At 65.6% G+C, this 23,931-nt stretch carries 29 protein-coding genes and 1 tRNA gene; 12 read left to right on the top strand and 18 right to left on the bottom strand.

Going from position 1 to position 23,931, the window contains the following annotated elements; genetic code table 11:
* Positions 1 to 30 precede the first annotated feature (30 nt).
* Together G3572_RS19300 and G3572_RS19295 are read left to right on the top strand one after the other, a co-directional pair.
* Positions 31 to 255 (top strand): hypothetical protein, encoded by a 225-nt coding sequence (locus G3572_RS19300; RefSeq protein WP_164614975.1) that lies wholly within the window; start codon positions 31 to 33, stop codon positions 253 to 255.
* A 90-nt stretch (positions 256 to 345) separates the two neighbouring features.
* Positions 346 to 918, top strand: a complete 573-nt coding sequence (locus G3572_RS19295; protein ID WP_164614973.1) for a DUF3489 domain-containing protein — start codon at positions 346 to 348, stop codon at positions 916 to 918.
* 54 nt (positions 919 to 972) lie between these two features.
* Here the strand turns inward: G3572_RS19295 and G3572_RS19290 are convergent, their stop codons facing one another.
* The 16 genes from G3572_RS19290 to G3572_RS19215 all read right to left on the bottom strand — a co-directional run bounded on the left by G3572_RS19290 (position 973) and on the right by G3572_RS19215 (position 14,181).
* Positions 973 to 1,197 (bottom strand): DUF7220 family protein, encoded by a 225-nt coding sequence (locus G3572_RS19290; RefSeq protein WP_164614971.1) that lies wholly within the window; start codon positions 1,195 to 1,197, stop codon positions 973 to 975.
* The gene (locus G3572_RS19285; protein ID WP_164614969.1) at positions 1,194 to 2,183 is read right to left on the bottom strand and encodes a DNA cytosine methyltransferase; all 990 of its coding nucleotides are present in this window, start codon (positions 2,181 to 2,183) and stop codon (positions 1,194 to 1,196) included. Before G3572_RS19285 ends, G3572_RS19290 begins: the two co-directional genes overlap by 4 nt.
* A complete protein-coding gene (locus tag G3572_RS19280; protein ID WP_164614967.1) occupies positions 2,183 to 3,502 on the bottom strand; it encodes a site-specific DNA-methyltransferase in 1,320 nt (439 codons plus the stop codon). Before G3572_RS19280 ends, G3572_RS19285 begins: the two co-directional genes overlap by 1 nt.
* A gap of 412 nt (positions 3,503 to 3,914) precedes the next feature.
* Complete coding sequence (locus G3572_RS19275; protein ID WP_164614965.1) at positions 3,915 to 4,343, bottom strand: DUF6362 family protein; 429 nt, start codon at positions 4,341 to 4,343, stop codon at positions 3,915 to 3,917.
* Entirely contained in the window at positions 4,340 to 4,546 is a 207-nt protein-coding gene (locus G3572_RS19270) for a hypothetical protein (RefSeq protein WP_164614963.1), read from the bottom strand. The genes G3572_RS19275 and G3572_RS19270 overlap by 4 nt, the downstream gene beginning before the upstream one ends.
* Entirely contained in the window at positions 4,543 to 5,079 is a 537-nt protein-coding gene (locus tag G3572_RS19265) for a hypothetical protein (protein WP_164614961.1), read from the bottom strand. The genes G3572_RS19270 and G3572_RS19265 overlap by 4 nt, the downstream gene beginning before the upstream one ends.
* 467 nt (positions 5,080 to 5,546) lie before the next feature.
* Positions 5,547 to 7,844: an AAA family ATPase gene (locus tag G3572_RS19260; RefSeq protein WP_164614959.1), complete on the bottom strand. Its 2,298-nt coding sequence runs from the start codon at positions 7,842 to 7,844 to the stop codon at positions 5,547 to 5,549.
* Positions 7,841 to 8,599, bottom strand: coding sequence for a PD-(D/E)XK nuclease family protein (locus G3572_RS19255; RefSeq protein WP_164614957.1), 759 nt, complete (start codon positions 8,597 to 8,599; stop codon positions 7,841 to 7,843). Before G3572_RS19255 ends, G3572_RS19260 begins: the two co-directional genes overlap by 4 nt.
* The gene (locus tag G3572_RS19250) at positions 8,599 to 8,799 is read right to left on the bottom strand and encodes a DUF6511 domain-containing protein (protein WP_164614955.1); all 201 of its coding nucleotides are present in this window, start codon (positions 8,797 to 8,799) and stop codon (positions 8,599 to 8,601) included. Before G3572_RS19250 ends, G3572_RS19255 begins: the two co-directional genes overlap by 1 nt.
* Before the next feature lie 224 nt (positions 8,800 to 9,023).
* On the bottom strand, positions 9,024 to 10,691 hold the full coding sequence (locus G3572_RS19245) for a DEAD/DEAH box helicase (RefSeq protein WP_164614953.1): 1,668 nt from the start codon (positions 10,689 to 10,691) through the stop codon (positions 9,024 to 9,026).
* A 7-nt stretch (positions 10,692 to 10,698) separates the two neighbouring features.
* Positions 10,699 to 11,301 (bottom strand): hypothetical protein, encoded by a 603-nt coding sequence (locus G3572_RS19240; protein ID WP_164614952.1) that lies wholly within the window; start codon positions 11,299 to 11,301, stop codon positions 10,699 to 10,701.
* Positions 11,302 to 11,314: 13 nt separating this feature from the next.
* Entirely contained in the window at positions 11,315 to 12,205 is an 891-nt protein-coding gene (locus tag G3572_RS19235) for an AAA family ATPase (RefSeq protein ID WP_164614950.1), read from the bottom strand.
* A complete protein-coding gene (locus tag G3572_RS19230) occupies positions 12,202 to 12,690 on the bottom strand; it encodes a hypothetical protein (protein ID WP_164614949.1) in 489 nt (162 codons plus the stop codon). The genes G3572_RS19235 and G3572_RS19230 overlap by 4 nt, the downstream gene beginning before the upstream one ends.
* 27 nt (positions 12,691 to 12,717) lie before the next feature.
* On the bottom strand, positions 12,718 to 13,083 hold the full coding sequence (locus G3572_RS19225) for a hypothetical protein (protein WP_205518810.1): 366 nt from the start codon (positions 13,081 to 13,083) through the stop codon (positions 12,718 to 12,720).
* Entirely contained in the window at positions 13,080 to 13,286 is a 207-nt protein-coding gene (locus G3572_RS19220) for a helix-turn-helix transcriptional regulator (RefSeq protein WP_007425318.1), read from the bottom strand. The genes G3572_RS19225 and G3572_RS19220 overlap by 4 nt, the downstream gene beginning before the upstream one ends.
* A gap of 211 nt (positions 13,287 to 13,497) precedes the next feature.
* Positions 13,498 to 14,181: a hypothetical protein gene (locus G3572_RS19215; protein ID WP_164614884.1), complete on the bottom strand. Its 684-nt coding sequence runs from the start codon at positions 14,179 to 14,181 to the stop codon at positions 13,498 to 13,500.
* Positions 14,182 to 14,290: 109 nt separating this feature from the next.
* Between G3572_RS19215 and G3572_RS19210 the strand changes: the two genes are divergently transcribed.
* The 7 genes from G3572_RS19210 to G3572_RS19180 all read left to right on the top strand — a co-directional run bounded on the left by G3572_RS19210 (position 14,291) and on the right by G3572_RS19180 (position 20,239).
* On the top strand, positions 14,291 to 14,968 hold the full coding sequence (locus G3572_RS19210; RefSeq protein ID WP_164614947.1) for an XRE family transcriptional regulator: 678 nt from the start codon (positions 14,291 to 14,293) through the stop codon (positions 14,966 to 14,968).
* A gap of 1 nt (position 14,969) precedes the next feature.
* Entirely contained in the window at positions 14,970 to 15,701 is a 732-nt protein-coding gene (locus G3572_RS19205; RefSeq protein WP_164614945.1) for a hypothetical protein, read from the top strand.
* Positions 15,702 to 15,814: 113 nt separating this feature from the next.
* Entirely contained in the window at positions 15,815 to 17,605 is a 1,791-nt protein-coding gene (locus G3572_RS19200) for a hypothetical protein (protein ID WP_164614943.1), read from the top strand.
* Positions 17,606 to 17,824: 219 nt separating this feature from the next.
* Entirely contained in the window at positions 17,825 to 18,043 is a 219-nt protein-coding gene (locus G3572_RS19195; RefSeq protein WP_164614942.1) for a hypothetical protein, read from the top strand.
* A complete protein-coding gene (locus G3572_RS19190; RefSeq protein ID WP_164614940.1) occupies positions 18,040 to 18,540 on the top strand; it encodes a DUF2924 domain-containing protein in 501 nt (166 codons plus the stop codon). Before G3572_RS19195 ends, G3572_RS19190 begins: the two co-directional genes overlap by 4 nt.
* Positions 18,537 to 19,859: a recombinase family protein gene (locus G3572_RS19185; RefSeq protein ID WP_164614937.1), complete on the top strand. Its 1,323-nt coding sequence runs from the start codon at positions 18,537 to 18,539 to the stop codon at positions 19,857 to 19,859. The genes G3572_RS19190 and G3572_RS19185 overlap by 4 nt, the downstream gene beginning before the upstream one ends.
* Positions 19,859 to 20,239, top strand: a complete 381-nt coding sequence (locus tag G3572_RS19180; RefSeq protein WP_164614935.1) for a hypothetical protein — start codon at positions 19,859 to 19,861, stop codon at positions 20,237 to 20,239. The genes G3572_RS19185 and G3572_RS19180 overlap by 1 nt, the downstream gene beginning before the upstream one ends.
* Positions 20,240 to 20,296: 57 nt before the next feature.
* Here the strand turns inward: G3572_RS19180 and G3572_RS19175 are convergent, their stop codons facing one another.
* Both G3572_RS19175 and G3572_RS19170 read right to left on the bottom strand, forming a co-directional pair.
* The gene (locus G3572_RS19175; protein ID WP_164614933.1) at positions 20,297 to 21,409 is read right to left on the bottom strand and encodes a tetratricopeptide repeat protein; all 1,113 of its coding nucleotides are present in this window, start codon (positions 21,407 to 21,409) and stop codon (positions 20,297 to 20,299) included.
* A gap of 383 nt (positions 21,410 to 21,792) precedes the next feature.
* A tRNA-Ser gene (locus G3572_RS19170) sits at positions 21,793 to 21,882 on the bottom strand.
* 184 nt (positions 21,883 to 22,066) lie between these two features.
* Between G3572_RS19170 and G3572_RS19165 the strand changes: the two genes are divergently transcribed.
* From G3572_RS19165 to rpmA, 3 genes are all read left to right on the top strand, one after another.
* Positions 22,067 to 22,963 carry a DUF2059 domain-containing protein gene (locus G3572_RS19165; protein WP_164614931.1) on the top strand — a complete coding sequence of 299 codons (897 nt, stop codon included), beginning with the start codon at positions 22,067 to 22,069 and terminating at the stop codon, positions 22,961 to 22,963.
* A gap of 209 nt (positions 22,964 to 23,172) precedes the next feature.
* Positions 23,173 to 23,628: a 50S ribosomal protein L21 gene (gene rplU / locus G3572_RS19160; RefSeq protein ID WP_164614929.1), complete on the top strand. Its 456-nt coding sequence runs from the start codon at positions 23,173 to 23,175 to the stop codon at positions 23,626 to 23,628.
* A 12-nt stretch (positions 23,629 to 23,640) separates the two neighbouring features.
* Positions 23,641 to 23,910 carry a 50S ribosomal protein L27 gene (gene rpmA / locus G3572_RS19155; RefSeq protein ID WP_164614927.1) on the top strand — a complete coding sequence of 90 codons (270 nt, stop codon included), beginning with the start codon at positions 23,641 to 23,643 and terminating at the stop codon, positions 23,908 to 23,910.
* Positions 23,911 to 23,931: the final 21 nt, after the last annotated feature.

The following is a 23,931-nucleotide window of genomic DNA, read 5'->3' as shown; positions in this document are numbered from 1 at the left end:
AGCGATGCAACTCAGCACGGAGCCACCACGATGACCACCCGCGCGACCGACAACACGAAAGCCCTCGACGCCTTCATCGCCGCCAAGTCCGAGATCGACGCGATGCTGGAGCGGCTCGCCGCGCTTAGCGCCGACCATTTCGAGACCAGCCCCGACGAGATCAACTGGGGCCATGTCGGCACCCTGAACCACTACCGCGCCAAGCTGCGCGAAATCACCGACATGGCCTTCAGCGAAGGCGAACACGCCGAGTGAGACGACCCGCTCCCGGTCCCGCCCGCCGACTGGCGGGCTCGGCCTCGTAGAAGGGCCCGCATTCCGCGCGCCCTGATACGGGAGACGACGATGACCAAGCTTTCCGACACCCAAGCCCTGATCCTGAGCGCGGCCGCCCAGCGGCCCGAGCACATCGCCCTGCCGTTGCCCGAGAGCCTGCGGGGCGGCGCCGCTGCCAAGGTGGTCGGCACGATGCTCGCCAAGGGGTTCCTGCAGGAGGTCGACGCCGACAAGCGCAACCGCGAGCCCATCTGGCGCGAGACCGGCGACGGCCACGGCGTCACGCTGGTCGCCACCGACGCCGGCCTCGCCGCCATCGGCATCGAGCTCAAGGACGCGAACCCCGCGCCTGCGGGCGCGACGGACGCGCCGACCGAGGAGCCCGCGCCGGACACTCCCAAAGAACCTGAGGCCGCGCCCAAGACGCGCAAGCCGCGCGAGGGAACGAAGCAGGCGAAGTTGATCGAGATGCTCCGCGCCGAGGGTGGCGCAACCATCGACGAGATCGTCACCGCCTTGGACTGGAGACCGCACACGGTGAGGGGTGCGCTTGCCGGCGCGTTGAAAAAGAAACTCGGCCTGACGATCACCTCTGACAAGATCGAGGGGCGCGGCAGGGCGTACATGATCGCCGAGGACTGACACCGCATATCACGACGGTCCCGATGCCGCCGTCCCGCATGGGGCGGCGGTCCCTTATTCCACGCTCCGCATCCGGATCGCCTCGAACAGCCTGCGCAGCAGATAGCCCCGCGCCAGCGACACGCCCACGAAGGCGAGGCCGATGGACAGATGCTCCGCGAGGCCCGTCTCGATCCCGAACCACGGGAACACGACGATCTGCGTGGCGATGGCCAAAACGTAGCCGACGACAACGTTTGCCGCGGCCTCGACCATCGACATGGTCCGGCTCTGCTTCATCGCAGGCTCTCCAGAAACGCCATCACGAACTCCGCCGCGAGCGGCGGTACGATCGCATTGCCGTAGCCCCGCAGCAGCCCCATGCGGCCGGGTATCCCATCAGCCAGCGGGAATGTTCCGGACTCAACGGGCCGCCAGCCGCCATCGCGGCAGAGGAGCCAGTCCGGATCTCGCCAGACGCCGTCCGTCGCGCAGGTCCCGGCGGGGTCGGCGACTTCGACCAGTTCACCAGCTTCACCGTCCTGCGGCTCGCATCCGTGTTGCCGGCCGCATTGTAGCTTTCTGTCGCTGGCGAGCCTGCCATCGCCGTCGGCCAGCCCGCCAGCCAGACCTGCCGGCCGAGCAGCGCATTGATTGGCACCGCCGAGCATTCCGATCCGTCCTTGTGATCCCGCGCCGAGGCCGTAGCCCAACCCGCGAGTGACTGTGTCCGCGGCGACGGCTCCGAAGAACAGCCGCTGGCGGATGTGCGGCGCGCCGATGCCCGCAGCCGGCAGATCGGCCGCCGCGACGGCGTATGATGCCGCTTCCAGGTCAGCTGCCAGAGCGTCGAACCACGCCCAGCAAGCCGCGCCCTCAGCCGCTGTTCCAGCCGCGCCGCCAACCGGTCCGAGCACTGCCGCGCTCGCGACCTGCTCGCCGAAGACGAGCTCCGGTCGGCAGGCTGCGACGAGTCGCAGGAATACCGGGGCGAGGTGGCGGTCATCGTCTTGTCCCTTGAGCTGCCCGGCCTGGCTGAAGGGCTGGCAGGGCGGCGAGCCAGTCCAGACGGGCAGATCCTCGGCCACGCCAGCAAGGCGGAGCGCATAAGGCCAGCCACCGATCCCGGCGAAGAAATGGCATTGCGCGAAGCCGCGCAGGTCGGCGGGCTCCACCTCGAGGATAGAGCGCTCGTCCACATCGCCGGCAGGCAGGAGCCCGGCCGCGATCAGCTCCCGCAACCAGGCGCAGGCCGCGGGATCGGCATCGTTGTAGTAGACAGCCATCAGGCAGCAGCGTCGGCAGAGTCGCCCAGCCGCTCGGCCTTCACCGCTGCGAAGGTCCGACCATCGCTGTCGAGGATCGCCTCGCGCCCGGTCTCCGCCTGCCAGCGTTCGACGGCGACATCGACATAGGCTGGGCTGATCTCCATCGCGAAGACGCGGCGGCCGTTGGCCTCGCCCGCCATGATCTGCGAGCCCGAGCCCGAGAACGGCTCGTAGCAGAGGCCACCGCGCGCCACATGCTGGCGCATCGGGATGCCGAAGGCGTCGAGTGGTTTCGGCGTCGGGTGGTCGGGGCGCTCGTCCTTCGCGAAGGACGGCATTTCCCAGGTCGAGGGCAGCGTCTGCTCGGCCACCTTCGGCGGGCGGTTCGGGCGGCGCCAGCCCATGAAGCAGGGCTCGTGCTTCCAGAGGTAGTGCGACCGGGTCAGAACCCCCCGGTCCTTCACCCAGATGATCTGCTGGTGAACAAAGGCCCCGGCCTTTTCCCAGCAGGCCTCCAGCATCGCCTGGCGGCGCGAGGCGTGCCAGCAGTACCAAGCGGCGTCCTCGGTGATTGCCTCGGCTACGGCGGCGGCGATGAAGCCGTCGTAGAGCTCCGCGCCCTGCGAGCTGTCGTCCCAGGTGACGCCGTAGGACTGAGACCAGTCCTTGTTCCGCGTCGGGTGGTTCGAGCCGTCGTAATCGACGAGATACGGCGGATCGGTCGCGAACAGGATCGCCCGCTCGCCATTCATCAGGCGGCGCACGTCGGTCGCGCTGGTGCTGTCACCGCACAGCAGGCGGTGATCGCCAAGGATCCACAGATCGCCGGTGCGCGACGCAGGATTGCGCGGCGGTTCGGGGATGGTCACCGGCGGCACGGAGCCCCCGGCGCCACCTTCTTCACCGTCGTCTTCCGCGACGTAGGCCAGCAGCTTGTCGAGTTCGCCATCGGAAAACCCGACCAGCGAGAGGTCGAAATCCTCGGCCAGAAGGTCGTTCAATTCGGCCGACAGCAGCGCCTCGTCCCAGGTGCCGAGTTCGGTCAGCTTGTTGTCCGCGATGCGGTACGCCCGCCGCTGCGCCTCGGTCAGATGCCCGAGCACGATCACCGGCGCTTCGGTCAGCCCGAGCTGCGTCGCGGCCAGCACGCGGCCATGGCCCGCAATCAGCTCGCCGTCCTCGCTCACGAGGCAGGGCACGGTCCAGCCGAACTCGGCCATACTGGCGGCGATCTTCGCGACCTGGTCCGGCCCGTGCGCCTTCGCGTTCTTCGCGTAGGGTTGGAGCTTGGCCAGCGGCCACATCTCGATCCGCTCGGGGGCGAAGCTCAGTGTCATGGGCGGGTGGTTTCCGTCGATGAGGTGGATGCAGGCCGGACTCCGGACTCCGGATGCCGCGCTGGACTCCACGAGGGGTCCGGCGGTGTCCGGGGTATCCGGCCTGAAGGCCAGCGTTCATTGGGGTTGGTGCGGGGGGAGAGTGGATCCGGATTCCAGATGGCTTCCCAAAAATCCGGCCCTGACACTGGCGAAGTCCCGCGCTTCGCCCGCCAGCATACGAATATGGCCAGGAAGGAACCGCCAACTCGCCGGGGCTGGACCCCGACCGGACTCGCGCTGGATACCGGAAGCCAGTGGCCCCCTGCCCCGCGCGCTCCTCTCCCGAGCATAACAACTTTCTAGCCCGGGAGAGGGCTTTCTGTCCCTTCGAAAACTGTCCGGCGGACAATTTTCCATCTGGCGCGCGGGGTTACGCGCCACTCGCCAGTTCGATCACGCGCTGCTTCGACAGGTTGCGGTTGAACCGCCGCTTGTTGAGGGTGAGCGCGATCACCGCGAGGCCGAATTGCCAGTGCTGATGCGCGGCGGATCGGTGCAACCCCGCGGACCAGCAGATCTCCTTCCACCGCTCGCCATGGGCTTTCATCCAGACGATGCGACCGTCCACCGGCTCGAGGCAGGCAGTCCAAGTCAGCGTTTCCTCCATGCGGCTGATTGCCTGCGGCGAGGGAAGCACGCGCATCGGTTTGGGTTCCTGCCCGACCTTGTCGGCGAAGCTGTGCAGGACCGCAGGCCAGGTGCTGAAGTAACCTTGCCTGCGGGGCTCGGGCAGACGCTTCAGGACGAAGGCGGCTTCGGCCAGCCGTTCCTCGACCAGCGCGGGGGTCCAGACGGTCATCGCTGCACCTCCCGCCCAGTCGCGGCCGGGCCATAAAGCTTCTCGCCCAGCTGGCGCACCAGTTCCCGTTCGGCCCAGGTCAGGCGGTGATCGTCGAGGGCGACGGCCAACACCCGCTGCTCACGCCAGCCATCACGCTTGACCTCATCAGGGTTCCGACGGCGGCCGCCATAGCCTTTCGGCGCAAAACGCATCCCGGTCATTGCAGGCCACCCTTGGTCTCGAGTGCCCAGAACAGGATCGCGATGGCATCAGCCTCGTTGTCATCGGCCGGGCTGAACCCCCGCGCCCGGGCCGCAGCGATCATTGCCGCCTTGTCGGCGTTGCCCTTGCCGGTGGCGTGGCGCTTGATGGTGCCGACCGGGACGCCCTCGTAAGGCACGCCCCGCAATTCCGCCCATGCGGTCAGTGTGGCCATCAGCCCGCCATAGACATGGGCGGCGTCGGTTGCGGCGTGGCGGCGGACCTCTTCGAACCAGATGGACGCGATGGGCCCCGAGAGACGGTCCAGCTCGCCCAGCCAGTTGGTGAACCGCAGATAGCGCATGCCACCGCCGTCGAAGCGACCGGGACGGAAGGAGACGGTGCCACTGGTGATCAGCCCATCAAGGCCGTGCAGCGCCCATCCCGTCGTGGTGCCGAGATCAAGGGCCAGCAGGGCGCGACCAGACCGGATCGATTGCGTTAGATCGGGGATGGCCACATGGGGTCGGGTGGCGGGTGTCAGGTCAGCCATGGGGGGTCTCCTCTTCTGGTTGGCTGCTCGGTGGAAGGCGACATCGGGTGAAAGCTGCGGAAGGTCTGGGCTGCCGTTGCCGGATCGAGTGATCGGGCCCTTGACAGGCCACGCGCGCGAAACCCCTGGGGGTGGACGAGGGAGAACCCGCCTGCGGCGTTCTCCCCCACCCCCGTAGGGGGTGGTTTCACCCCCGAAACTTGGAGAGCGAGACAAGGCACTGACAGGAAACAGGAATTCCAGTTTCGGGAGGTGGGTTTCGGTCGATCCTGCCGAAACTGGTTGCAGCGTAGCGATTGCGGCATCCGCGCAAATCTGCAGGGGCAGTTTCGGAAGCGGGCCGAAACTGGTTACAACTGGCGCCTGCGTGGTTCTGCGTGAGAATAGCAAGGCAGTTTCGGCAGCACGGCCAATCTGGTTCAAACTGGCCTTTGCGCAATTCAACGCAAAGCAGGTATCGGGGGTGATCATGGCCGTTCCCCCTCGGGATAGACCCAGACATGCGGGTTTTCGACCTCGAGAAGCGCGCCGGTCTGCGGCGACTTGTAATGGGTCGGCAGCACCGCAACGCGGACGGGGCACACTTCGCCGGTCTCCGGATCGACCTCCTCGCCGCCCGTGGGCATGACCATTCCCTCGACGCAGAGGTAGCCAAAGCGCGAGCGTGAGGGCCCAAGGCCATAGGGGGCCGCGTTGCGGACGAACTTGACCGCGCCCTTGGTGGCCTGCACGGCGATCCGGTCGCGAATGGCATCCTTGCCGCCCAGACCGCCCTTGTTCTCGAAGGCCTCGGCGAACTGGTTGACGGTGTAGAGCCGACCCTCGGCGGCTTCCTCGAGCAGGATGGAGAGGATCACCTCCTGCTTGCGCACGCGCTCGGCGTCGTATTTCGCGCCAACCTCGGCGCGGACCAGGCGCTCATTCATCGGGTTGATCTCGACCCACTGGCCGCCAACCTTGTCGATCAGCTTCGAGGGCAGCGCTGGGCCATTCCTGAGCTCGATCTCGAGCTTGCGCTCCGGTGCGTCCTCGTCCGGCCGGTGCAGGATCAGGCCGGAGGTGTAGAAGCCCCGGAGCGCGCTGGCCCCCGACAGGGCGAGGAATGGATCATCCTTCAGCTGCTGCTTCGACAGCTTTCGCGTGTGATGGACCAGGATCAACCCGCAGGCCGGGTTGATGTAATCCCGCAGCACCTCGACCCGGTCCTTGAGGAAGAACATCATGGCGGTGTTATCGTTTTCGCCGCCGCCATCCGGGCCGCCGTCGAAGAGGTTGCGGATCGGGTCGATGCAGATGATGTCCGGGCCCGCATCCGGAAACGCCGCCTGGATGGCGCGCGCCACCCGAATGCTGCCCTCGGCATCGAGCAGCAGCTTCAGCTTGGGCGTTGCCACGAAGGTGTCGCGCGCGGCGGCCAGAACCTTGGCAGGCAGCGAGATCTGCCCCAGCCGCTCGCGCAGGTAGTGATACTGGATCTCCGCCTGAAGGTAGAACACGCGCAGCGGGCGCGGCGGGGTGAAGCCCAGGAAAGGCTGACCGGCGGCCATGTGCACGAGCCAGCTGATGGTTAGATCGCTCTTGCCGACCTTCGGCGCACCACCCAGCACCAAAAGCCCGCCCGGCGTGAGCACACGGGGCGCTATGATGTCCTCGGGCATCGGGCTCTCATCATCCAGCAGCGCGCCGAGCGTGAAGGTGGGCATTTCGCTGGGCGCGGGGGCCGCGCTGTCGAGGCGGACCAGCGGCGGCCCGTTCTTCTGGACATGCAGATCCCAGAGCCGCTCGGACTCGCGCTGCAGGCGCTCGATCGGCCAGGAGGGCCGCAACATGGCGGCGTTGTAGCCGCAGATCGCCTGCCAGCCCTCCTCCTTCGACATCCGGCCCTCGTGAACCAGGCGGATGAAATGGCCGATCGCGGCCGATGCCCCCTCGAAACGGGACCAGTCGTCCCGCCCGCCCTCGCGCACCGGGGTCACCAGCACGTCTTCGAGGCGGGGCTTTTCCGGGGTGACACTGCCGCTGGCGACCATCCCGGCCCCCGGCAAGGGCGGCATTTCGGACACGCGCTCTGTGAACTCGTCGAGATCGACCTCGACGGAGTGGTGCTCGCGGATTTGCACCAGGCGCTGGTTGCCATGCTTGTGATAGACGGTGCCTGCCACCCTGATCGGCTGATGCGCAGACCGAAAATGCGTGTCGCCGCCGACCTTCAGGGCAATCTCGCCCCGCAGGCGGCAAAGACTGGCCAGCGCCGCCTCCTCGGCGGGTTCGGTCATCTTCCACCAGACATGGAGCTTGCTGGCACCTTCGGGCGTCCGCCCGCCGCTCTCGATGATCAGGGTGGGTTGACCCAGATGGCGCAGCAGATGGGCGAGCTTGGCAGGGATGTCGCCCGCGTCGAGATCGACGACCAGTGCCTGCATTTGCAGGACTTCGGCGGCTTTGGCCTGTCCTGCCCCGGCGACCGTGCCGGGGATCACGTAGACGGCGGCCCCTTCGCGCCAGGCCCAGTTGGCGAATGTGGCGAGCTTGCCCGGTGCCGTGGCGTCGGCGTCGATCCAGACGTTGTGCGGCCGGCCCTCCTTGCCCTGCCCCATGTCGACAAAGCCTCGGACCGGGATCTGGCCTTCGCACCAGCCGAACACGACATCGAGGAACGTCGCGATCTGGACCGGGTCAGGCTCCACCCCAAACGGATCCTCGGCCGCCGGGGCGTCGTTGAAATCCTGCCAGGGGTTGAAGTGGATGATCTTGTCGTCGCTCATCCGGGCAGCCCCCAGCAGCGCGCGGCCCATGGGCAGAAGCGGCATTCGAAGAAGTCACGATTGGTGGCGACGCGGGGAAGCAGCTCGCCCGCATCGGTCGCCTGCAGGATCCGGACGCCCCGGTCCGACATGCGCTGCGCGAGCCCTGCGTCGAAGGGCACGAACTCGTGGTGCAGCTCGGCCGTGTCCTTGTTGATCGCGGTGAAGAGCGCGGGGGTGGCGCTGATGCCCGGCACCGTCGCTTCCATGTAGGCCTGGTAGAGCGCGATCTGCGCGGTATAGACCGGCTTCGAGACGGTCACGCCCTTGGCCACAGTCTCACGCCAGTTCTTCGCGTTCATGGTCTTGCATTCCCAGAGTGCCGGGGTGCGCAGCCCCAGCGCCGCCGGGGCCTCGGCGACGATCCCGTCGACGTGGCCGCGGATCCGCCCGCCCGCGACGGAGAAGCCGAACTGGCCGCCGTCGCGTTTCTGGGTGACCAGATCGAGCCCCGCCGCCCGCAGCCAGCGGATGGCGAGATCCTCGAGCTCATGCCCGATCGCGAAGATCCGGAGCGAGCGGCCGGAAAAGTCCTGGCCCTCATCCTTCGGCGCGCCCGCGTACTCGAACTGCAGCGCGCGCTCGCAGGCAAGGCCGAGCCGGGACGCCCCGAGATAGTCGCGCGGCGGCGTGGCAGCGCGTTCAGCCTCGAGCGCGGCATCCACGGCGGCGTTGATGCGCTCCGCGATGCCGGGGCGGTGGTTGTAATCCAGCATCAGAACGGGATCTCCGACTGGCTGGCGATCTCCGCCATCTCGGCGCGGAACGCCTCGACGGTGGTGACGATCAGCCGGTGCATGTCGTTCTGCGTCAGCTGGCCCAGCGTCCGGTCCCAGCCGATCCGCTCCATCTCGGGCGCGAGTGCGCGCATGACGGCGGGCAGCGCCTGGGTTTCCTCTTCGGTGAAATCGACCATGCTCAGTCCTCTTTTCGCTTTGCGGGTGAAGGCCGCCTGGCAGCCCATGGAACAGAACCAGCGGCGGGTTCGGTGAGGCCGCGGCCGGTGGGGATCGAACCAGCCGAAGCCGCGGGTGCGGGCGGTGCAGACCGCGCAGAGCACCGGGCGCGGATGCCAGAGGCGATCAAAGCCCGGTCGATCCGGAGTCGCTGCGGGCGGGGATGGGACTTGCGCGACATGGTTCAAGCCGCCCTCCGCTCGGGCGCGGCCGACATCACGAGCCGGCGAATGTCGCGCCGGTTGAACTGGAAGGTGATGAGCGCGGAGGCCCGATAGCGGGTCAGCCCGTAATCCTGCCGCTGCGCGGGCGAGAGGTATTGCAGCTGCTTCTCGGTCGGCGCCTGGCTCAGCCAGCGCTTGGACTTGAAGGCGCTCTCGTCGCTCTCGTGTTCGTTCAGCCAATCGTCGGCCCGCGCGAGGCAGACAGTCCGATCCCCCACGCCGAGAAGGCAGGTCGTCTGCCCCCTCGCGCCGCCCACGGCATGCCAGCGGCCTTCCAGAAAGAACACGCCGCCCCAGGTGCTGAAACCGCTGGCCATCAGCGCGGCGTCGTCGCCGAAGAGGTCTTCCCAGACGAAGCTCGACCGTTTGAGCAGGTCGATCTCGGACATCACGACGTTCTCGAGCGGCATCGTCACGGACCTGCCTTGGAATTCGTAGCCGCAGATCGGGCACTGCCGCGACGCGAGCGGGATCTCCGCCTCGCATTCCGGACAGGTCTTCGTCGGGGCTTCGCCCGGTGTCGGATCGCGACCGTCTAGATCGACGTCCTGTTCCAGCGTGCCGTGGGTCAGGCTCGAGATCCCGAAATCCAGCACGATGCAGTCGGTCTTGATGACGCCGGGATGCTCGGCGGGATCGACGGTGCGCAGGCCGCGCCCGACCATCTGGATCATGGTCGATTTGTAGGAGCTGGGGCGCAGCAGGACGACGCAGGAGGTCGGCGGGTGGTCCCAGCCCTCGGTCAGCACCGCGACATTGACGATGACCTGTACCTCCCCGGACGCATAGGCTTCGAGCACCATCTTCCGCTCAGTGGAGCCCATGTCGCCAAGGACGACGGCGGCCGGGTTTCCGGCCTCGTTGAAGGCGGCCGCAACGTCCATGGCGTGCGCGACGGTCGAGCAGAATACGACGGTCTGGCGGTTCCCGGCCTTCTCCTCCCAGTGCCGGATCACTTCCTCGGTGATGGGCGCGCGGTTCATGATCGCCGCAACCGCACCCATGTCGTAATCGTCGGCGGTCTTGCGGACGGCGCGCAGCTGGTCCTGCACGCCGACATCGATCACGAAGGTCCGCGGCGGCACGAGGTGACCGGACGCGATCAGCTCGCCCAGTCGGACCTGGTCGGCGACGTTGTCGAAGACCTCGCGAAGGCCCTTCCTGTCGCCCCGGTTCGGCGTCGCCGTGACGCCGAAGACGCGAGCCTCGGGGTTGGCATCGCGCACGCGGTCGATGATGCGGCGATAGCTCTCGGCCACCGCGTGATGCGCCTCGTCGATCACCAACAGGTCGAGCTTCGGCATCGCAGCGAGATTTGACGCCCGCGATAGCGTCGGCGCCATGGCGAAGGTGACCTGTCCGTTCCAGGACTTGGTCGTGGCATCGACGACCGATGTCTCCGTGCCGGGATTGACCCGGGCGAACTTCGCCCGGTTCTGGCGGGTCAGCTCGTCGCGATGGGCGAGCACGCAAGCCTTGGCGCCGTCCCCGGTCATCCTGCCGGTAACGGCCGAGAGCATGATCGTCTTGCCCGCGCCGGTGGGCGCAACGCCCAGCGTGTTGGCGCGGGTCGAGAGCGCAGCGAGGCTGCGCTCCACGAAGAGTTTCTGGCGGGGACGGAGGAGCATCGCGCCCTCACTGTGCCCAGGCGGGACGGCCCGGCACCGGCGATGCCGCAGGCTGCTGGACCGGCTGCTGCGGCGCGGGTTGAACTGGCGGCTGATACCCGTGCTGCGCCGCCAGTCCCATGACCTGCGCATAGTCGCGGTGGTCGGGCGTGACCGCGGCGCGGATCTCGTTCTCCTCCTCGCCCATGGCGTCGCTGCCGACGTCGATGCGGGCGACGAACTCGATCCCGTCGAGATCGGCGAATCCGCCGATCCGCCGCGCCGCCTGCGCCTGCGGGGACTGATCCTTGTCGGAGATCCCGCGCGCCGAGTTCAGCATCCCGCGGATCAGGCTGCGGCCCATGTTTGCCCAGTCCGGGCCCTTGGGGCTGTAGAGACCGATCAGCGTGAAGATCTTGCGCCGGGCGTATTGGCCCTCGGTGACCGTGAACTCGCCGTTGAGGTAGACAGCCCCGGTCGAGCCACGGGTGGCATAGCCACCGGTCCAGCCCTGCGACGGGTCGTCGAAGCCGCCGGGGCGGATGGTCAGCCGCACCTTGGCGAGCGTCCCCTTGGGGATGAGGTTCGTGTTGGATTGCGCATCGTTGAAGTCGTTCCAGAGACCGGACATGGCTCGGGTCCTTTCAGTTGGTGGGAGCGGATTGGGTGTCGGGCGCTGGCGCACCGGGCGGCGGGGGCAGCTGCGGCGGCGAATAGGTCAGCCGCCGTTCCGCAGGGATCAGCGGGCCGCGGATCTTCTCCATCAGCCGGCCGAGATGAGGCTCTTCGACCAGGTCGAGACGACCGGACCGGTCCTTCGCCGGGTAGCCCCACGGGTTCAGCGTCTGGCAGACGAAAGCGCGCTGGGGCCGGTTCATCTCGTCCGGCAGGCTGGCCATGGTGATGACCTGATCGACGATGCCGGGCAGCTCGAGCCCGGTTTTCGAGCCATCGATCTGCGGGACGAAGACCTTGCGATTGAAGTCGTCGAGCTTCTCGTCGAGGATCCCGACGAACCAGACATTCTTGCCGCGCGTGTGCTGGAGGTGGGTCAGCCAGCCGATCATTTCGCGCCCGTGAAGCCCGTAGGCGCCGCGCACGTCCGGCTTGCCGGTCTTCTCTGAATGCGCCTCCGGCTGACCGCGACACCATTGGAAGCAGAGCCGCCCGGCCACGGTGATCGAGTCGATGAAGACCGTGTCGTATTTCGCGAGGACGCGCGGATCTCCGAACCGCCCGCACACCTCGTCGAAATGCGCCTGACTGTAGGGCTGTTCGGGCCGGAGCGCCGGGTTCGGGCCGCCGATGAAGACCGCGAAGTCCCGACACTCCTTCCATGTGCGCGGCCGGACCACGTCGATGAGCATTCCCTCGATGGCAAGGTCGCCCGCCTCGAGGTCGAAGAACAGAGTGGTCGAGGATTCGAGCGTCCAGAGCAGGCTGGTCTTGCCGATCCCGGACGGACCGAAGATCACGCCCTTGACGCCACGAGTCTCGGCCAGCCGCTGATCGGCGGTGATGATGGGGAGGCTCACGCGCGATCCTCCTGCGGCAGGATCGCGATCTTCAGCGCGCCGGTCTTCACGGTGCGGGCGGGCTCGAAGCCCTGGCGGATCGCCTCGGGCCAGGCGGCATAGGCGCGTTCGGGCACCTTGAAGCTGATCTCGACGTATTCGGACGGATCGTCGCCCGCGGCACGGATCCGCTCGACCATGGCGGCGAGCTGGGTCTGGTCCCATTCGACCCGCTTCGGCAGATCGGCGACCACGGTGAAATCGCCATCGGCAAGGCGGACGGTGCCGGTGTCCTTGCCGCAGGCGCGGCGGGCCTCGGCTGCGCGGGTGGCGTAGCGCACCTCGAGCGCGGTGGAAAAACGCGCGGTGACAGCCTTCATCTGCTTCGCGGCTACATCGATCTCGCGCTGCATTGCGGCCAGGAGCTCAACCGGCAGCTGGGCGATCTCGCCCGCGGGCAGGTTGATCAGCTCGTCGATGCTGGGGGTGTTCTCAGGGAATGGCATGGGGGTCTCCGTGATGGGGGGATGCGGTCAGGCGGCCTCGAGGAGGCGCATCGAAAGGGCAGCGCCGGCGGGACCGGGCTTCGGCCGGGCGACGGCGATGTAGGCGAAGTGGTCGGGGCCGAGCCGAGCCTGCACGAGGTGGACGAGCCGCTGCTCGGCGGCGCGCAGGGCCGCGGCGGCGACACAGCGCAGGGTGCGCTGCCGCTCCGGCGTGAGGTTCGAGACGGCGCCGGTGGCGTCGACGGCGAGGAACCCGCGGTGATAGACCAGCGCCTCGCCCGGGGCAGCCTGCGCGATCCAGGCAGACAGCCCCACCTCGTCGAGCGCGGGACCGGCGGCGCCGAAGATCGACACGACGCGGCTGCCGTGAATGGTGGACCGGCGCTCCATCATGCCGCCCCCCGCGCGCTGTCGGCGGTGTGCGTAAGCTGGTCTTTCTCGAAGGCCAGGATGTCCTCGAGCCGGTAGACCACCCGGCCGCCGAGTTTCATGTAGGCGGGGCCTTCCCCGGCCCATCGCCAGCGCTCGAGCGTGCGGTGCGAGATCGTCCAGCGCCGCGCGAGCTCCTTCTGTGTGAGGCAGGTCTTCTGCTGCATCGTCGTCTCCCGGTGTCGTTTGCCAGGAGACGATGCGAAATCCCGCGAGGGGATGTCGTCAGGATTGGAGTGGGATACGGAGGGGGATCGTAAGGAGCCTTTCAATCCAAGGGAGAACGGCTCTGTGGGGGATCGTCATCCCCCACTCATCCCCCGGCGCATCCCACCGCAGGGATCGGGAGGGCGCGCGGAGGGGCGGGATGACGCGGGCTCAGAGCCCGAGCAGGCGATAGGCGCCGCGGCCGTCCGACTCGATCAGCAAGCGCCAGTTCTTCTTCGACTTGAAGACATCGGACATCTTGAGGCTGCGCGAGCCCGCGGCGGCGAGGATCGCCTTACCGCTCTGCCAGGGCTCGCCTCGCCCAGCAGCCTCGTGCAGCGCGCGCACGACCTGCGCCTGGATCGCACCCAGTCGGAAGTGCTGTCCGTTGCAGCGGACGTCCTGGTAGTCGGCCGAGGCATGGAACGCGCCTGGACGCGGACCGGTGGCCGCACCGGCAAATCCTGTTTCTGCTTCAAAGCGATCGCGCTCTTCGCGCCGAAGGAAAAGATCGCGCTGCCGCACGGTGATGAGCTCTCGCTCCCCTCTCAGGCAGGCATAGTCGGCCTTGTGCGAGCGGAAGCTGCTGAGCTTCACCTCGCCATGCCGGAAAAGCTGGAAGACGTCATGGGCGTGGAGGTCGAGCAGCCCATTGAACGGGCCGCGCTCGAAGGGCACGGAGAATCGCTCCCCCTCCGGCGTCTCCTCGTAATCGCCGAGCTCGACGGCCAGGTTGAACACCCGGATCGACAGTCGCAGCTGGTCGTTCTCGGCGAGGTAGACGAGGTCCGCCTCGGACATGGACCAGCGCTCGAGGATCTCCGGCAGGGTGAAATACGACTTCTCGATCTCCATCCGGACCCCCGATTCCCATGCGCGATTGTTTAGGTTTTGTTCTAATCGCTTGACGGGTCCGCATCAATCCTGTTTTATCCTATTTCATCCACATATCCTTGGGGAAAACATGACCGAGCAGCATACCCTGGCCGACCGCCTGCGGGCCCGCGCCCATCAGCTCGGCCTGACGCCTGCCCATGTCGCCGAGATGGCCGGCGTGAACCGTTCCTTCGTCTACGACATCCTGCGCGGCCGCTCCACCCGCCCCGGCATCGACCGGCTGGCCGAGGTCGCCCGCGTGCTGAAGGTGGAGCGCGACTGGCTGATCCACGGCATCGGCGAGGTCGAGGGCACGCCCCCCTTCGTGAACAATCCCGACGATGCCTTCGTGGCCATCGCGCACGCCACCCCGCGCCCCGCGATGGGCGGCGGCGCGGTCGTCACCGAGGACGGCGACACCCCCGGCCGCGTCTATCACTTCCGCCGCTCCTGGATCCGGAACAGCCTGAAGGCCAGCCCGTCGCAGCTGCGCATCATGCATGTGGAGGGCGACAGCATGGCGCCGACACTGCTGAGCGGCGACGCGGTGCTGGTCGACATGACCCGCCGCGCCCCCAACCCGCCCGGCATCTTCGTTCTGGACGACGGGATGGGGCTGGTGGCCAAGCGGCTCGAGCACATCCCGAACAGCGACCCGCCCGCGGTGCGCGTCATCTCCGACAACAAGCACTACCCCGAATACGAAAGAACGGCCGACGAGATCCACATCGTCGGCCGCATCCGTTGGTTCGCGCGGGAGATCTGAGGTGATTGCGTTTCGGGAGCTCGACGATACGGATCCGGCGCTGGAGCACTCACCGCTGGTGCGAGGGATCGAGAAGACCTTCGCCTGGATCGGCGGGCATGGCGGCATCCCCCTGACGCCGTCCAAAGCATTCAAGCGGGTCTTCGTGCACTGGGCCGCGGCCGAGTTCGACTGGCCCGGCCACACCGAGGCGGACCTCTTCGCCGTCAACAAGGTGCTGAACGAGCCTGACTTCGCCCCGCTCATGGTGCTGCACGACCTGATGATCGCGATGAAGCTCGGCCGGCACTACAAGGGAGAGTTCCGCCTGACCAAGGCAGGCCAGGCGCTGGTCGGCCATCCCGGTCGGATCTTCGGCACGGTCGTCCCGTTCTTCCTGTTCCGGAACAACCACGCCAGCATGTCGCGCTTCGACGACGCGCCGATCCTTGGCAACTGGGACGTGTTCCTGAACGTGCTGAACGTCGAAACCGAGGACGGCGCCACCGGCGCCCACCTCCGCCGCGTGCTCTTCGGCGAGCCCGAGAGGGGGCCGCTCCCGTGCTACGACGAGGTGATGGGCCAGCTCTACATCCAGGTGCTGCGCCCGCTCTGCTGGGCGGGGCTGCTGCAGCAGGGACGCGGCACGGCCAACTATCGCTTCGAGGAGGCCGTGTTCATGAAAACCCCGCTCTGGCGGGCGGCACTGCAACTGGAGACGGATGTAATGGTTCGTGGGGCGACGCGGCATTGATCAAGTGGCGTGCTCGCTCGGATGGCTCTTCCAGGAGGCGCGAACTTGCGTTTGATCTGCTTTGAAGAGTTCCTGCATGCTATCAGAATCAGAATGGCGCTTGAGGTGGTGGAATGGAAGAACTGAGCAAAGAATGGTTCGAATTGCGCGACCATAGGCGGCGGCAGTTCTCTCGTGCGGTCTGGATCCCCATCTACGGAATTATCTTTCCAAAAAAGCATCTGGAATATCCAGAGATAGGCCACATCGAAGAGACGTTTGCAGTGGGCTCTGCGGTAATTTTCAATGATAGACGAAATGAAGCAGACGATCTGGAATGGCACTATTGGTCGCAAGACAACACGATTCCATACCTAACCGATGATGGGACTTACTGTGAAGCAGAAGCGTTTCACGATGGACCAGCCGGGAGGCTCGGGTTCCGGCTCGTGCTCAGTCAATACATTAATGCTATGCACCCAAGGCAAGTTTCCATTAATCAAGACTTCATCATGGCCTATGGTCTTATCGAAGAAGGAGATTCTTGGCTTCGTCCGAGTGAGGGTTATGAAGAGGTCATCAAGGTCAAAAGGGACGGTAGTGCCGAGATAAAGTTCGTCGAAGTTCGCGCAGAGTACTTGAAGGATTATTTGGCTGCGCGGAAAGCCGCCCTCCGGCTTTACTATTATCGACAACGTCGCGCGATACTCGACAAGGACCCCCAATTTGGATGGCCGAGCGATTTCTCGCTTGTCTCAGAGAAGAATTATTCGTGCGAGGTTAGATGCCACGAAATCGATGCGTCAGGCGATTTCCCCGGGACAACTTGGGCCGTCTTCAAGGCTTGGCGAACGGATGTCGACCCCGATGAAGAGGTTCCGGACTTTTCTGGTAATGATGACGAAGCCACGGCAACTGAGTCAACCAGCGGCGTGCGTGGTGTCGAAGGAGGCCGCTTCCTGGTAAGCGGCGAGATGTGGCGCGGAGAATGGATCGAGCCCGCAGCGGCGTCCTGCCGAGTAGGATTCAATGAGCCTAAAGAGACGCTTATGGTTCAGCCTGACGGTGACGGAGGACGTGTTGATCTCGAAACGTTGAATGTTGAAGAGGTGGGGAAGTACCTGTGGTTCAAACCCGATGTAGTCACTGCACTGCTCTCGAGGCGTGGGGGTAATCTAAGGTGGTACACGAGAGACACAGGTGGCGTATCGCCTTCTCCAAGTACGCCGCTTCATTTTGGCGTCAATAAACTTGGTTTGGTTAATGCTTATGCATACGATGTTGCGCGCAAGCCGCTATGGGAACGGCGGATATGGGTTGCCCACAACTGCAGACCAGATGGGGGTGTAGCCTCGGAGCTCCTGGAAGCACAGATGGCATGCAAGCCGGCTAACACGAAGTCACCCGAATTCCTTATCCAGAGCGCCGTATCATGGCTAGACCACGTCTTTATGAAGAAATTCGGTGAGTCACTGTTACGAGACCACCATGAAGTATCTGATCTTTCAGAAAGAATTCATAGGTTTCGCGGGCTTGACGAACATGGGCTTCGCTCTCTGGCGAAAGATATTGTGAAATATTCCATTGAGCGGATCAATAAGGCCAGTCTCGTTAGGGCGATCGATGGGGGAAAATCCGATTTGGGCACGCTCAAACTTTTGCAGCGCTTACTCGCAAAATACACAGAAGAAGGCTATGCGTATCGCAGAATGAGCCCCCTCTTTGGCATTTATGATCTGCGCGGTGCAGACGCGCACCTCTCTAGTTCAGACATCGAAGACTGCTACGTTAGGATCGGGATTGACCGAACAGTGCCGCATATTCAGCAGGCAGCGCAGATGATTGAGAACGTAGCCGAAGCCATTGGGGTGACGGGTGGCGACTTGAGGAAACACGTCCCAGAGCCCGACGCTCTATCCAGATAGCTGATGAGGCATAGCACGTCGCATTTCTGAATACCGGGCATATCGGAGATTCTTTCTTGGCGACCCGCATAGTGATCCGGATCTCTCGACGAGCGATGTGCTCGTGCGCTGTCGATTTCGCCTGCTTACGCGCTCCTACGACAACCCCTTGTTTTGACTTGAATTCCCTCGCCGCGACCGGCCAACACGGAGCAAACCGCCTCAGGAGGTTCACTCCCCATGCAAGACGACATCGCCTTCGCGCCGCCTGCCGAGACGCTCACGACTGATGAGCGGCTTGCGGAATTGGCCGCCATCCTCGCCAGCGCTATCGCGCGCACCAACGCACGGGAAACGAACGAGAATTCTCCGCTCGACGGAGTCAGTTCGCTGGACATTCTCGCCCTCAGACGCCGTCGTCGGAGACAGGTGCAAAACCGAGTTGGAGACGAGGCATGAGGAAAAACACAAGGAAATCAGGCGAAGAGGCCGCGCTTGCGCGCCAGGCTGATGGGATCGACGTCTTGGCTGAACTGGCGGCGCTGAAGGCGATGACGGTGCCCGAGCTGCAGGCCAATTGGCGGGTCATGTTCGGCGAGCCCGCGCCGAACGCCAGCCGCGGGAACCTGGAGCTGCGGATCGGCTATCGCATCCAGGAACTGGCCCATGGCGGCATCAAGCCCGCGACGCGGCGCACGCTGGACGCGCTGGCAGCCGAGGTCGCCACGGGCGCGCCGGGTCGGCTGATCGCGGATCCCCGCCGCCCGATCCCCGGCACCAAGCTGGTGCGCGAGTGGCAGGGTGAGGAGCAGGTCGTCACGGTGCTGACCGACGGCTTCGAATGGCAGGGGCGGCGCTTCAAGTCGCTCTCGGCCGCGGTGCGCGCGATCACCGGAAGTCACTGGAACGGGTGGAAGTTCTTCGGGCTGGCCCATGGCGCGGAAGCCCGCCCATGAGCCGCGCCAAGCCCGAACCCGTCCGCCGCCTGCGCTGCGCCATCTACACCCGCAAGTCGAGCGAGGAAGGGCTCGACATGGAGTTCAACAGCCTCGACGCGCAGCGCGAGGCCTGCGAAGCCTACATCGCCTCGCAGCGCGCCGAAGGCTGGGTGGCGCTCCGCGACCGCTACGACGATGGCGGCTTCTCTGGCGGCACGCTGGACCGTCCCGCGCTGACGCAGCTGATCGCTGACATCGAGGCCGGGCTGATCGACGTGGTCGTGGTCTACAAGATCGACCGCCTCAGCCGCGCGCTGATGGACTTCTCGAAGCTGGTCGAGATCTTCGACCGTCACGGCGTCACCTTCGTGTCGGTCACCCAGTCCTTCAACACCACGACGTCGATGGGGCGGCTGACCCTGAACATCCTGCTCAGCTTCGCGCAGTTCGAGCGCGAGGTGATCGGCGAGCGCATCCGCGACAAGTTCGCGGCCTCGCGCCGGAAGGGGATGTGGATGGGCGGTCCGGTGCCGCTCGGCTACGTGGTGAAGGACCGCAAGCTGGTGATCGAGCCCGCCGAGGCGGAACAGGTCCGGACGATCTTCCGCCTTTATGCCCGGTCCAGCTCTACCGCGCAGGTGCTGAAGGAACTGCATGCCCGCGGGATCCGCACCAAGCGCGGCGCGGTGTTCGACCGGGGCTACCTGCTGAAGTTCCTGCACAACAAGGTCTATCTTGGCCTCGCCGTGCACAAGGACGAAGTCCATCCCGGCGAGCACATGGCGATCATCGACCAGAAGCTGTGGGACGAGGTCCACGAGGTCATGGCTAACAATCGTGTCGCCCGGGCGGCGGTGGCACGCACGGCGCAACCGGCGCTCCTGCGCGGGCTGATCTTCACCGAGACGGGCGCCGCCATGACGCCCCACCACACCAAGCGGAAGGGCAAGCGGTACTGCTACTACACCTCGATGGACGTGATCCGGAAGCGCCCAGCGGCCGAGCTGCGCGGGCCCCAGCGGTTGCCGGGTGCCATGGTCGAGGAGGCCGTCATCGGCGAAATCCGCCGGATGCTACGCACGCCCGAGGTCGCGGCGCGCACCGCGCGGGCGGTGCGGAAGGACCGCCCCGATCTCGATGAGACCACCGTTGTCGCCGCGCTGGCGCAGTTCGACGACCTGTGGAAGGCGCTCATCCCGGCCGAGCAGGCGCGCATCGTCCAACTGCTGGTCGCGCGCATCACGGTAAGCGAGGCGGGCCTCGCCATTGACCTGCGCCATGATGGCCTCGGCGCCATCGCCGCCCTTATGGCCCCGCCGAAGAAGGAGGTCGCCTGATGCCCGCGCCCGAGACCCTGCGCATCCACATCCCGCTCGAACTGCGCCGTCGCGGCGGCCGCCCCCGGATCCTGCCGCCGAAGCATGTCGAGGCCGCCATGGGTCGCGGGCAGGATCCTCACCTTCTGCGCGCCATCGGCCGCGCATGGGGCTGGCGGCAGCGGCTGGAACGCGGCGACGTCGCCACGCTCGCCGACCTCGCCGCCGACGAGGGCCTGTCCGACCGCTATGTCAGCCGCCTCCTGCGCCTCGCCTGGCTCGCGCCCGATGTGCTCGAGCGCATGGTCGTCCACCGCGAGCCGAGCACGATCAGTATCTACGACCTGTGCTTCGTGGCGTCCCTGCCGTGGGACGAGCAGCCAGGCCGGGTGTTCGACTGATCGAGTGGCCTTCGCCGCTCGACCGGGGGTCGAGCGATGAACTGGCGCCTGCACAGGTTATCGTCGATGCGTCGCGGCGATCTTGTGGTTCCAATTTCGCAGCCACGCGAAACGCTCTGAATCCTGCTCGAGCAGATAGTGCCGGATACGATCTCGCGCATCGGGTTCCGAACGGATCAGCAGCGCCCGCAGATCCTGGTCAATGGCCCGGCGCTCGGCGCCCAGTGCCTCGGCTTTCGCATACCACTCGTAACCGGCTGCGAGATCCCCAAGCCCCATCGAGACAGCGCCAAGCAGCGTGCACGGCCTGAAGTCGGCCGGGGTCAGTTCGTGCGCCTCCAGCCCGAGTGTCCTGGCTTCGGTGAGGCGGCCAGCATCGCGCATCGCGCCTCCGCGCGTGGTCAAGAGCGCCGATCTCGGTTTCGGGCTCCGTCCCGCCTTGCCGAGCGCCGCCTCCGTTACCTCCAACGCCTGCTGGGGTTCATCAGCCTTCCGCCAATGCGCACTGGCATTTACGGCATCCCACGGATCGCGGCTTTCTTCCCATGCCTTGGTGAGCTCTTCGGCTTCCAGCCGATGCCACGCTTGCTGCAACGCATCGGTCCAGCAGTCCACCGCCTCGGTCGACAGCCAGGCGACATCTTCGGGCGCCAGGCGGTTACCGCTTGCCACCTGCTTCAGCAGCCGCATTGCACGCGGGTAGTGCTCGGTCTCGATGAAGCCGATCCCGAACCGATCCCGCAACTCGCGGGCTTCGCGCTTCCGGCGCAGCACGGGGTCATTCTCCATTGCAGCGAAGCGCGCCTTGACCGCGGCATCAATCGCCTCGGCCTTTCGGGCCTGTTCGGCTGCCACCCTGTCGGCTTCGTCCTTCGCGCTTTGGATACGGGTTGATCGCTCGCGCGCCGCAGCCTCCTCGAAGGCAGGGCGATCGATCTGACCGGTTGCCAGCGCCAGAAGAGAGTTGAGCCCGCCGGAGGTCAGAAACGCCTGCGCCAAGGAGGTCAGCGTCTCGCCTGCCTCGATCTTCTGCAGAATTCCGTTCAACCGCGCCCCGACGAGCGCGGCGCCCGGCAGGTCATCGACAAGATACTTTTCCGCCAAACCGGTCTGAGACGATCCGGGCATCAGACAACCTACGCCTTCAAATATACCGCTGGAGCCAAGCACGGTGGCTGGTCGGAAGGCAATCCAAAAAACTCAAGAAATCAGAGAGATCAGGCCCAACCTCACCGCCATCGCTACGCGCCATTCGGCCAGCGCACCCAGCGGCTGCGCCTCTTGCGTGTTGCGGCTCTGTTCCCCTCGAAGGTGATTGACACACGGCCCGAAGTTTTGGCGGAGTTGAAACTCACGGCATTGGAATGACGAGGAAAAATCCGACCGAACCGAATTTGGCGAGGTTCGCCCGAACAGAGACGGAGCGCCGTTCAGAGCCCGGAACGGGCCTGGCGCGCAGTCTCGAAGGTTCGCATGGGGGAAGCAATGCCCTTTGAAAACACGACTATTTCCGCGCCGCGTGGGGCGCCTGACCGTGTTCGCAACAGGGATAGTGGCGGAGAGGGTGGGATTCGAACCCACGGTGGGCGCAAACCCACAACGGTTTTCGAGACCGCCCCGATCGACCACTCCGGCACCTCTCCGCATTTGGTGTGGTCTTCGTGGCGTGGTTCCTATCTTCGCTTTCCGGCGCTTGCAAGCCCCCATTCGCGTAAAATGACTCGGCCAGTCATTGCCCATCACGCGGGCGTGCGGTGGCTTGGCTTGGCAAGCGGGTCTGAAACCACTAGCTGTTCGGGAAGAGAATGTTTGTCAGACAGGCCCGCCATGTCCTTGCCCAAAGCCGTTTCCGCCTTCGGACTGTCACTCGCGCTCGGCTTCGGCCTTGCCGTGATTCCGGCTGGCTCCTTCTCCGCGCGGGCCGAAACCGTTGCGGGGCAGGTTGCGCCGGCGGTGGACGCGGCGCGTGTCGCGGCGCTGGCCCAGACGCTCAAGATGGATGCCATCTTTGCCGTGATGCGCGAAGAGGGGCTGGAATATGGGCAGACCCTCGCCGACGAGATGTTTCCCGGCAACGGCGGCGCGCAATGGCAGGCGACGGTCTCCAAGATCTATGATGCCGAGACCATGCGCAGCCGCTTTTCTGCCGCCCTGACCGAAGCGCTTGCGACCTCGGAGCCAGAGCTTGCGGCGATGGAAGGGTTTTTCGGATCAGCGCAGGGGCAGGCCATCTTGCAGCTCGAGATCGAGGCCCGCCGCGCCATGCTCGATGATGACATCGAGGATGCTGCGAAGTTGGCATGGCAAGACATGCAGGCTTCGGGCGGTGACAGGGTGGATCGGCTGATGCGCTTTGCCAGCGTCAATGATCTGGTCGAATCGAACGTGATGGGCGCGATGAACGCGAATCTGGCTTTCTATCGCGGCCTTTCCGAAAGCGGGGCCTTCCCGCAGGCGATGACGGAAGATCAGATGCTGGCCGATGTCTGGGCGCAAGAACCCGATGTGCGGACCGAGACGACCGATTGGCTGTTCCCCTTCCTCATGCTGGCCTATCAGCCCCTGTCCGAACAGGATCTGGACGCCTATATCGGCTTCTCCGAAACGCCTGCCGGGCAAAAGCTGAACGCGGCGCTGTTTTCGGCCTATGATGCGGTGTTCAGTCAGATTTCCTATGATCTGGGCCGCGCCGCAGCCGCACAGATGATGGGCGAAGATATCTAGCGTCCGGCGGCACTCTCGTGGGCAGGGATGGCTTGACTCGTCCCTGTTTTCCCCTGATAAGCGCGCATCTCGGCAAAGATGCGAATCTTGGCCGGGTTCTATATTTGCAATGACGCCCCTCCGGGGCGCGCTGTCCGAAGGCGGGGCTTGCCCCAGACAACTTCCGGAAACGGGGGCCGCAGGACGCGGGTTAAGAAAAGGAAAGACCCATGTTCGCGGTCCTCAAGACCGGTGGCAAGCAATACAAGGTGCAGGCGGGTGACGTTCTGCGCGTTGAAAAGCTGGCTGCCAATGCTGGTGACAAGATCCAGTTCAATGACATCCTGATGGTCGGCGGTGAGTCGGTGACCGTTGGCGTGCCGTTCGTGGCAGGCGCCGCGGTTCAGGCCGAAGTGATCGCCCAGATCAAGGGCGAGAAGGTCATTCACTTCGTGAAGCGCCGCCGGAAGCATTCGTCGCAGCGCACCAAGGGCCACCGTCAGCAACTGACGCTGGTTCGCGTGACCGAGGTTCTCGCCTCGGGCGCAGAGAAGTCGGGCGTCGCAGCCGCCACCGGCACCGCCGATGCGCGTCGCGCTGCCCATAATGCTGCGGCCGCTCCGGCAGCCGAAGCCCCCGCCAAGCCCAAGCGCGCCGCCAAGGCCGCTGAAGCTGTTGCTGAATAAGGAGTAATATCCATGGCACACAAGAAAGCAGGCGGCTCATCCCGCAACGGCCGCGACTCTGCGGGCCGTCGTCTGGGCGTGAAGCTTTTTGGCGGTCAGCACGCCATTCCGGGCAACATCATCGTCCGTCAGCGCGGCACCACCTGGTTTCCGGGTCAGGGCGTCGGCATGGGCGTTGACCACACCCTGTTTGCGACCGTCGAAGGCAAGGTGACCTTCAAGAAGGGCCTCAAAGGCCGCACCTTCATTTCGGTTCTCCCGGTCGCGGAGGCAGCCGAGTAAGCCGAACCTTTACATTCCAGA

The sequence above is a fragment of the Pseudotabrizicola algicola genome, assembly GCF_010915705.1.
Lineage (GTDB): Bacteria > Pseudomonadota > Alphaproteobacteria > Rhodobacterales > Rhodobacteraceae > Pseudotabrizicola > Pseudotabrizicola algicola.
This window is presented reverse-complemented; position numbering and strand designations above follow the sequence as displayed.

Excerpts from the sequence above, each read along its gene's own strand:
- G3572_RS19300 (WP_164614975.1), top strand. The coding sequence starts at position 31 with ATGACCACCCGCGCGACCGACAACACGAAAGCCCTCGACGCCTTCATC.
- G3572_RS19295 (WP_164614973.1), top strand. The coding sequence starts at position 346 with ATGACCAAGCTTTCCGACACCCAAGCCCTGATCCTGAGCGCGGCCGCC.
- G3572_RS19290 (WP_164614971.1), bottom strand. The coding sequence starts at position 1,197 with ATGAAGCAGAGCCGGACCATGTCGATGGTCGAGGCCGCGGCAAACGTT.
- G3572_RS19285 (WP_164614969.1), bottom strand. The coding sequence starts at position 2,183 with ATGGCTGTCTACTACAACGATGCCGATCCCGCGGCCTGCGCCTGGTTG.
- G3572_RS19280 (WP_164614967.1), bottom strand. The coding sequence starts at position 3,502 with ATGACACTGAGCTTCGCCCCCGAGCGGATCGAGATGTGGCCGCTGGCC.
- G3572_RS19275 (WP_164614965.1), bottom strand. The coding sequence starts at position 4,343 with ATGACCGTCTGGACCCCCGCGCTGGTCGAGGAACGGCTGGCCGAAGCC.
- G3572_RS19270 (WP_164614963.1), bottom strand. The coding sequence starts at position 4,546 with ATGACCGGGATGCGTTTTGCGCCGAAAGGCTATGGCGGCCGCCGTCGG.
- G3572_RS19265 (WP_164614961.1), bottom strand. The coding sequence starts at position 5,079 with ATGGCTGACCTGACACCCGCCACCCGACCCCATGTGGCCATCCCCGAT.
- G3572_RS19260 (WP_164614959.1), bottom strand. The coding sequence starts at position 7,844 with ATGAGCGACGACAAGATCATCCACTTCAACCCCTGGCAGGATTTCAAC.
- G3572_RS19255 (WP_164614957.1), bottom strand. The coding sequence starts at position 8,599 with ATGCTGGATTACAACCACCGCCCCGGCATCGCGGAGCGCATCAACGCC.
- G3572_RS19250 (WP_164614955.1), bottom strand. The coding sequence starts at position 8,799 with ATGGTCGATTTCACCGAAGAGGAAACCCAGGCGCTGCCCGCCGTCATG.
- G3572_RS19245 (WP_164614953.1), bottom strand. The coding sequence starts at position 10,691 with ATGCTCCTCCGTCCCCGCCAGAAACTCTTCGTGGAGCGCAGCCTCGCT.
- G3572_RS19240 (WP_164614952.1), bottom strand. The coding sequence starts at position 11,301 with ATGTCCGGTCTCTGGAACGACTTCAACGATGCGCAATCCAACACGAAC.
- G3572_RS19230 (WP_164614949.1), bottom strand. The coding sequence starts at position 12,690 with ATGCCATTCCCTGAGAACACCCCCAGCATCGACGAGCTGATCAACCTG.
- G3572_RS19225 (WP_205518810.1), bottom strand. The coding sequence starts at position 13,083 with ATGATGGAGCGCCGGTCCACCATTCACGGCAGCCGCGTCGTGTCGATC.
- G3572_RS19220 (WP_007425318.1), bottom strand. The coding sequence starts at position 13,286 with ATGCAGCAGAAGACCTGCCTCACACAGAAGGAGCTCGCGCGGCGCTGG.
- G3572_RS19215 (WP_164614884.1), bottom strand. The coding sequence starts at position 14,181 with ATGGAGATCGAGAAGTCGTATTTCACCCTGCCGGAGATCCTCGAGCGC.
- G3572_RS19210 (WP_164614947.1), top strand. The coding sequence starts at position 14,291 with ATGACCGAGCAGCATACCCTGGCCGACCGCCTGCGGGCCCGCGCCCAT.
- G3572_RS19200 (WP_164614943.1), top strand. The coding sequence starts at position 15,815 with ATGGAAGAACTGAGCAAAGAATGGTTCGAATTGCGCGACCATAGGCGG.
- G3572_RS19195 (WP_164614942.1), top strand. The coding sequence starts at position 17,825 with ATGCAAGACGACATCGCCTTCGCGCCGCCTGCCGAGACGCTCACGACT.
- G3572_RS19190 (WP_164614940.1), top strand. The coding sequence starts at position 18,040 with ATGAGGAAAAACACAAGGAAATCAGGCGAAGAGGCCGCGCTTGCGCGC.
- G3572_RS19185 (WP_164614937.1), top strand. The coding sequence starts at position 18,537 with ATGAGCCGCGCCAAGCCCGAACCCGTCCGCCGCCTGCGCTGCGCCATC.
- G3572_RS19180 (WP_164614935.1), top strand. The coding sequence starts at position 19,859 with ATGCCCGCGCCCGAGACCCTGCGCATCCACATCCCGCTCGAACTGCGC.
- G3572_RS19165 (WP_164614931.1), top strand. The coding sequence starts at position 22,067 with ATGTCCTTGCCCAAAGCCGTTTCCGCCTTCGGACTGTCACTCGCGCTC.
- rplU (WP_164614929.1), top strand. The coding sequence starts at position 23,173 with ATGTTCGCGGTCCTCAAGACCGGTGGCAAGCAATACAAGGTGCAGGCG.
- rpmA (WP_164614927.1), top strand. The coding sequence starts at position 23,641 with ATGGCACACAAGAAAGCAGGCGGCTCATCCCGCAACGGCCGCGACTCT.